The sequence below is a fragment of the Cupriavidus basilensis genome (assembly GCF_029335485.1).
Classification (GTDB): Bacteria; Pseudomonadota; Gammaproteobacteria; order Burkholderiales; family Burkholderiaceae; genus Cupriavidus; species Cupriavidus basilensis_E.
In genome coordinates, this window is record NZ_JARJLM010000296.1 from 1 (window position 1) to 6794 (window position 6794).

7 protein-coding genes are annotated in these 6794 nt (G+C 66.0%); 3 read left to right on the forward strand and 4 right to left on the reverse strand.

Going from position 1 to position 6794, the window contains the following annotated elements:
• Positions 1–34 precede the first annotated feature (34 nt).
• From P3W85_RS17210 to P3W85_RS17230, 4 genes are all read right to left on the reverse strand, one after another.
• On the reverse strand, positions 35–856 hold the full coding sequence (locus tag P3W85_RS17210) for an alpha/beta fold hydrolase (RefSeq protein WP_276265668.1): 822 nt from the start codon (positions 854–856) through the stop codon (positions 35–37).
• 221 nt (positions 857–1077) lie between these two features.
• Positions 1078–1764, reverse strand: a complete 687-nt coding sequence (locus P3W85_RS17215; RefSeq protein ID WP_276265669.1) for a hydrolase — start codon at positions 1762–1764, stop codon at positions 1078–1080.
• Between the two features lie 408 nt (positions 1765–2172).
• Positions 2173–2814: a DsbA family protein gene (locus P3W85_RS17225; protein WP_276265670.1), complete on the reverse strand. Its 642-nt coding sequence runs from the start codon at positions 2812–2814 to the stop codon at positions 2173–2175.
• Between the two features lie 45 nt (positions 2815–2859).
• On the reverse strand, positions 2860–3510 hold the full coding sequence (locus P3W85_RS17230) for a DsbA family oxidoreductase (RefSeq protein ID WP_017228264.1): 651 nt from the start codon (positions 3508–3510) through the stop codon (positions 2860–2862).
• Positions 3511–3737: 227 nt separating this feature from the next.
• On the opposite strand from P3W85_RS17230, the gene P3W85_RS17235 reads away from it, so the two are divergent.
• The 3 genes from P3W85_RS17235 to P3W85_RS17245 all read left to right on the forward strand — a co-directional run bounded on the left by P3W85_RS17235 (position 3738) and on the right by P3W85_RS17245 (position 6763).
• Complete coding sequence (locus P3W85_RS17235; protein ID WP_276265671.1) at positions 3738–4895, forward strand: FAD binding domain-containing protein; 1158 nt, start codon at positions 3738–3740, stop codon at positions 4893–4895.
• Positions 4896–5048: 153 nt separating this feature from the next.
• Entirely contained in the window at positions 5049–5537 is a 489-nt protein-coding gene (locus P3W85_RS17240) for a VOC family protein (RefSeq protein WP_276265672.1), read from the forward strand.
• A gap of 2 nt (positions 5538–5539) precedes the next feature.
• The gene (locus P3W85_RS17245) at positions 5540–6763 is read left to right on the forward strand and encodes an FAD binding domain-containing protein (RefSeq protein WP_276265673.1); all 1224 of its coding nucleotides are present in this window, start codon (positions 5540–5542) and stop codon (positions 6761–6763) included.
• The last annotated feature ends 31 nt before the right edge of the window (positions 6764–6794 follow it).

Sequence of the window (6794 nt, forward strand, 5' to 3'; positions counted from 1 at the left end):
CGGCCTGCCTTGGAGTCGCTTGACGGCATGCCCGTCAAGCGTTCAAGAACGCCAGCAGGTCGGCGTTGACCTTGTCGGCCTCGACCACGCACATGCCGTGCGAACCGCCCGGATAGATCTTCAGCGTGGCATTCTTGACGATCTTGGCGCTGAGCTTGCCGGCGTTGTCGATCGGCACGATCTGGTCGTCGTCGCCGTGCAGGATCAAGGTCGGAACGCCGATCTTCTTCAGGTCCTCGGTGTAGTCGACTTCCGAGAACTCCTTGATGCACAGGTACTGGCCGAGGATGCCGCCGGTCATGCCCTGCGCCCAGAAGGCGTCGATGGTACCCTGCGAGAACTTGGCGCCGGGCCGGTTGAAGCCGAAGAAAGGCACCGCCAGGTCCTTGAAGAACTGCGAGCGGTTCTCGGCCGTGTTCTTGCGGATGCCGTCGAACACATCCATCGGCAGGCCGCCGGGATTGGCCGCGGTCTTCAGCATGATGGGGGGCACGGCGCCGATCAGAACGGCCTTGGCCACGCGCCTGGTGCCGTGGCGGCCGATGTAGTGGGCCACCTCGCCGCCGCCGGTCGAGTGGCCGACCAGCGTCGCGTCCTTCAGGTCCAGCGCCTCGATCACCGCGGCCAGGTCGTCGGCATAGGTGTCCATGTCATTGCCCTTGGCAGGCTGGCCCGAGCGGCCGTGACCGCGGCGGTCATGGGCGATTGCGCGGTAGCCATGCTGGGCCAGGAACAGCATCTGCGCGTCCCAGGCGTCCGCGTTGAGCGGCCAACCATGCGAGAACACGACGGGGCGGCCCGAGCCCCAGTCCTTGTAGAAAATCTGAGTACCGTCCCTGGCAGTGACGTAGCTCATATTATGTGCTCCAACTGGGTGGTGGGGGGTGGTATGGACCTGCGGCTTGCCGGTGGCTGCGACGGCGGCGGTGCTGCCTATTGCCGCCACCGCGGCGGCGCCAGACACCAGCAGCCTGCGCCGCGACGGGCTTTCGGCTGCATCCTGCACGCTCGGCTGAAAAGGTTGCGCGCTCACGCTATGTCTTCCCGGTAGGTGTGATAAGGCAGGGCGAGCGCCGCTCAGCGCGCCGGCACCGGGGCGATGGACTCGTGCGGGGTGGCGGTGCGCTGGGGCGCCTTGTGGACCATGGTGTAGGCATAGTCCACGCCCATGCCGTAGGCGCCGGAATGCTCCTTGACCAGTTTCATCACGGCGTCATAAGTGTCGCGATGGGCCCAGTCGCGCTGCCATTCGAGCAGCACCTGCTGCCAGGTCACGGGCACGACGCCGGCCTGGACCATGCGCTGCATGGCATAGTCGTGGGCCTCCTTGCTGGTGCCGCCGGAGGCGTCGGCCACCATGTAGATCTCGTAGTCCGCGTCATGCATGGCCGACAGGGCGAAAGTGGTGTTGCAGACCTCGGTCCACAGGCCGGAGACGATGACCTTCTTGCGGCCGTTGGCGGCCAGCGCATCACGCACCTTCTGGTCGTCCCAGGAGTTCATGGAGGTGCGTTCCAGGGTCTTCTGGCCGGGGAAGACGTCGAGCAGCTCGGGGTAGGTGAAGCCGGAGAAGGATTCGCTCTCCACCGTGGTGATGGTGGTGGGAATGTTGAAGATCCTGGCGGCCTTGGCCAGCCCGACCGCGTTGTTCTTCAGTGCCTGACGGTCCATCGACTGTACCCCGAAGGCCATCTGCGGCTGCTGGTCGATGAAGATCAGCTGGCTGTTCTGCGGGGTCAGCACTTCGAGCTTGGCTTTGGTCATGATCACATCCTCTTTCATTAAAAAAATTGAATTTTTCAGGCGCGGCGTTTTCGTTGCTACGCCTTCCATTTTGCGTACTTTAATGTACGACCCAATCACTTCCCGATACTTATTTCGGACAAATAATTCATATTTTTTGAACATCCTCCCAGGCACCCGGCAAATCTGACCGCTGAATGGAGACCGCGCGACGACAAGGCCGGAGCCACGGCGTACTTGCCGCGGTGTGGGGCCGAGGTAGCGATGCTGCGCCGCCCAGGATCACGACTCGGCCGGACACCATACGCGCCGACGCCAGGTCCCGGACGGCATAGGCAAACAGTTGCGCTTGTCGCCTCGACGTTCTCGCGAAACAGCGGTGGCAAGTCGCTCGGCGTCTCGATGGAAATGACGAATTCCAGCCCCTTCTCATTGCGCCAAGACCTCCTCCATTGCCTTCCGGAACAACTCCGGCTTCCCGAAATACCGCCCCAGGCGCAGCCTTGAAACCTTGCCGTCCTGCTCGATAGCCAGTGCTGGGTAGCCGCGTCCGCCAATCTCCCCGAGGAAAGCCTGCGTCTGCTCGAAGTGGCCGTTCAGCGTCGGACTTGCCTGGTCGTAGGCGGTTGCGAACGACGCCGCATCGAGGCCCAGTTCGTCGGCGATGCGCAGCAGTTCCGCACGCTCGGCGATCGGCCGTCCTTCGACGTAGTACGCGGTCTGAAGGCGCTCGAGCATCTTCAGTCCGGCACCTGCGATGAACTCCGCGGCCAGCATCGCCGCGGTCGGGGGGCCGGAATCGAGTTTGACGTCGTAGTCGAACTGCGTGCCCTGCTGGTATGTCTCGCTGAACGGCTGCCCGCTGAGCGCGGTGATGCGCTCCTCATGCGGGCGAACGAAATCGCGCCATTCGGTGGACATCTTCTGCGCCCGCTCTCCCGCCAGCATGCCGCCGCTGTGCGGGACCACCTTCAGGCCGGCTTCTTCAGCCGCCGACACCAACGGCGCAAGCCCGTAGCACCAGCCGCAAAACGGGTCGTAGACATAATGAAGGATCGCTTGCTTGTCCATTTCAATGTTCTCCAGGTTCTTCGTGCTGCCCACTAGCTATCCCATTCAAAGGGCCTCGCCCACGGCCGCGCCCAACGCCTGCTCCAGGAACGAAGGCGGCTGAGCCCCGCCGATAGCGGTGCGGCCGATCCGGATGGCCGGCACGGAGCGGACGCCCTCGCGCTGCGCCAGCGCCTCGGCAGCCGCGACTTCCGCTTCGCCATCGGTGCCTGACAGATAGGCCCGCACCGCTTGCGCATCGAAGCCGGCCGATACCGCCAGTTGCACGAGCACATCAATCAGGCCGATGTGCTCGCCGCGCGCAAAGTACGCAGCGAAGACGGCCTCGAACAGCGCATCGGCCTTGGCAGCGTCGCCAGTTTGCTGGGCAAACGCCATCAGCCGATGTGCCAAGCGGGTGTTGGGCGTGACCGAGATCCGCTCGTAGTGGAAATCCAGGCCGGCACGCCGGCCCACCATCGCCACCTCGGCGTCCATGGCCTGCGAGCGCGCCCAACTGCCGAACTTCGCGGTGCGGTAGGCCTTTCGATCGGCGCCTTCCACCGGCATGCCGGGATTGAGTTCGTACGGCAGAAAGGAAATCGCGGGTGCGGCCTCGGGCGCCATGTTGGCGATGGCGGCCTTCAGGTTTCGATGGCCGATCCAGCACCACGGGCAGATGAAGTCATAGGTGATCTGGATGTCGACGGGCTTCATGACGGCTCCTTGCGATGAAGATGAAGCGAGTGTAGGCACGGGGCCGCACTGCCGGAATGGCATGCCCGCGCAAACCAGCGTTGCCGGCAGCGCAACGCCAGTTTCGCGGGGCGCCGCCGCCCTTCCCGTTGCTGTCCACGCAAAGCTGCCTTGCTTCCGACGTGCATTCTCCTGCGGCCAACGCCCTTCTACGATGCTGTCCATCCCCTGTCGATCCGGAGCTGCACATGGACCCCCACGGCAAATCCTCCCCCACCCCGCGCAAAGCCCTGGTCATAGGCGGCTCGCTGGGCGGCCTGTTCACAGCCACCGCGCTGCGCGCCGTTGGCTGGGAGGTCGATGTGTTCGAGCGCTCCACAGCGGACCTCGACAGCCGCGGCGGCGGCATTGTCCTGCAGCCGGAGGTGCTGCGCGCGTTCTCGTTCGCAGGCATCTCCGCGCACGGTGCGCTCGGCGTGCGCTCGCACGACCGGCTGTTCCTCGACCACGGCGGCGAGGTGCTCGACCGACAGTTGATGCCGCAAACGCAGACCTCGTGGAACACGCTGTATGCCGCCCTGCTCGATCACTTTCCGGCCGAGCACTATCACCGCGGCGCAGCGCTCAGCGGGATCGAGCAGCACGAGCACACTGTGCACGCCACGTTTGCCAACGGACGCAAGGCGCACGGCGACCTGCTGGTCGGCGCCGATGGCGCCGGCTCTACCGTGCGCCAGCTCATGCTGCCCGGTGTCGCCCCGAGCTATGCGGGCTATGTCGTCTGGCGCGGCCTGGTCGACGAATGCCGCCTGCCCGCCGCGGCCAGGCCGCTGCTGCACGAGAACTTCGTGTTCCAGCAAGACCGCGACTCGATGATGCTGCAGTACATGGTTCCCGGTGCCGACGGCGCCACGGCGTCCGGACGGCGCCGCTTCAACTGGCTGTGGTACCTGAAGGCCGAGCCCGGCGTGGCGCTCGATGCCGTGCTCACCGATCGCAACGGAAAACGCCGCAGCCATTCGATCCCGCCGGGCATGCTGTCGGCTGAGCAGGAGCGTTGGTTTCGCCAGACCGCGGCTGCGCGCGCCAACCCTGCGTTCCGCGCGCTGATCGACAACACCGATCAGATCTTCGTCCAGGCCATCCAGGACCTGCAGGTGCCGCGCATGGTGTTCGGCCGCGTACTGCTGACTGGCGATGCTGCCTTCATTCCCCGTCCCCATACCGCCGGCAGCACCGCCAAGGCCGCGGCCAATGCCGTGGCGCTGGCCAAGGCGCTTGACGGCACCGCCGACCCGGACCACGCGCTAGAGATCTGGCAGCAGGGCGAACACGCGCAAGGCGAGCAGATGATCCGGTGGGGCATCCGCATGGGTAACCGCATCATGGGGATCGCAATGCACTAAGAGCACAGAGCTGCGCTGCGCAGAAGTGGCGCAGCCTGCGCGCCCCCGCCGATCAGGGTAAGTACCCCCCCTGCCGGCTCTTGGCCCTTCCATTCGGCTGCCCTACAATTTATCAAACGATCACTAATCGATCGATCAATAAAGAAGGAAACCATGGCAATCCGCAAGCTCGCGCACTTCTCGATCCGCACCACGGACCTCGAGCAATCCTGCGCCTTCTACGAACGCATTCTCGGCTTCAAGCAAGGCTACCGTCCGCCTTTCGATTTCCCCGGCGCATGGCTGTACATGGGCGGGGACGAAGGTGACTTCGGCACTGTCCACATCATCGGTGTCGACCCCGACAACCCTGACGGACTGTCCGCCTACCTAGGCGAGCGCGCCCCCTCGGCGGCGGGCACCGGCACCCTCGACCACATCGCGTTCCTGGCCACCGGCGTGGCGCAGATGTGGGCAAAGCTGGAAGCCGAGGGTATCCCGTGGCGCGACCGCACCGTCCCCAGCCTGGGCCTGCACCAGGTGTTCATCGAGGACCCTTCCGGCGTCACCATCGAATTGAACTACCCCGCCGCCGAGGTGGCGGGCCTTGAAATCCCGGGCAACGGCGCGCGCGCGTCCCTCCCGGCAGTGGAAGGAGACTGACCATGACAACCCTATCGACACGGCCGAAGGCCATCATCGTGGGCGGCTCGCTGGGCGGGCTGTTCGCGGCCAACCTGCTCGCCCGCGGCGGGTGGGAGGTGGAAGTATGCGAGCGTGTTCCCGAAGCCCTTGCCGGGCGCGGCGCGGGCATCGTCACGCATCCGGAATTGTTCGAGGCGCTGGCCGCCGCCGGGGTCGAGGTGGACGACTCCATCGGCGTGCAGGTGAGGTCCAGGCTGACGCTGGGCCAGGACGGCAGCGTGCTGTCGCAGCGCGAGCTGCCGCAAACGCTGACGGCATGGGGCAAGATGTACCACGTGCTGCGGTCCGCCTTCACCGGGGGCACGTACCGCACTGGCGCCAATGTGGTGTCGGTGCGCAGCGAGCCCGGCCACGCCGTGGTGATGCTGGACGACGGCTCGATCCACCACGCCGATCTTGTCGTCGCCGCGGACGGCTTCCGCTCCGCGTTGCGCGAGTGCCTGTTGCCCGAGGCACGGCTACAGTACGCAGGGTACATCGCCTGGCGCGGCCTGGTGGACGAAACCAGCCTGAGCGAAGCCACGCGCGACATGCTGTTCGAGAAGTTCGCCTTCTGCCTGCCGCCGCGCGAGCAGATCCTCGGCTACCCGGTGGCGGGCCAGGGCAACAGCACGCGGGTTGGCGAGCGCCGCTACAACTTCGTGTGGTACCGCGCCACCAGCGAAGACGTGGACCTGCCCGACCTGCTGACCGACGCCAGCGGCAAGCGCTGGTCCGGCGGCATCCCGCCAGGGCTGATCCGCCCGGACGTGCTGGCGAGCATGGAGGAAGCCGCGCTGGCCAACCTGGCGCCCCAGTTCGGCGAGGTCGTGACCAAGGCCGCGCAGCCGCTGTTCCAGCCCATCTTCGACCTCGAGGTGCCGAGCATGGCTTTCGGTCGCGTGGCGCTGCTCGGCGACGCCGCCTTCGTGGCACGCCCGCACTGCGGCATGGGCGTGACCAAGGCAGCGGGCGACGCCATTTCGCTGGTCAAGGCCCTGCAGGCGCATGACAGCGTCAGTGCCGCACTCGAAAGCTACAGCACCGAGCGCGTGCAGGTCGGCGCGGCCATCGTTCAGCACGCGCGCCACCTCGGCGCCTATATGCAGGCGCAGCTCAAGAACGAGACCGACCGCCAGATGGCCGAGCGCTATCGCACGCCGGAAGCCGTCATGCGCGAGACGGCAGTGTCGACGCGCTTCTGAGCGCGCCACCGCCCCCCGCCAGAACAACCGC

Bases quoted from the DNA above. Each gene is read 5' to 3' on its own strand.
- P3W85_RS17235 (WP_276265671.1), top strand. From the start codon at position 3,738: ATGGACCCCCACGGCAAATCCTCCCCCACCCCGCGCAAAGCCCTGGTC.
- P3W85_RS17240 (WP_276265672.1), top strand. From the start codon at position 5,049: ATGGCAATCCGCAAGCTCGCGCACTTCTCGATCCGCACCACGGACCTC.
- P3W85_RS17230 (WP_017228264.1), bottom strand. From the start codon at position 3,510: ATGAAGCCCGTCGACATCCAGATCACCTATGACTTCATCTGCCCGTGG.
- P3W85_RS17210 (WP_276265668.1), bottom strand. From the start codon at position 856: ATGAGCTACGTCACTGCCAGGGACGGTACTCAGATTTTCTACAAGGAC.
- P3W85_RS17245 (WP_276265673.1), top strand. From the start codon at position 5,540: ATGACAACCCTATCGACACGGCCGAAGGCCATCATCGTGGGCGGCTCG.
- P3W85_RS17225 (WP_276265670.1), bottom strand. From the start codon at position 2,814: ATGGACAAGCAAGCGATCCTTCATTATGTCTACGACCCGTTTTGCGGC.
- P3W85_RS17215 (WP_276265669.1), bottom strand. From the start codon at position 1,764: ATGACCAAAGCCAAGCTCGAAGTGCTGACCCCGCAGAACAGCCAGCTG.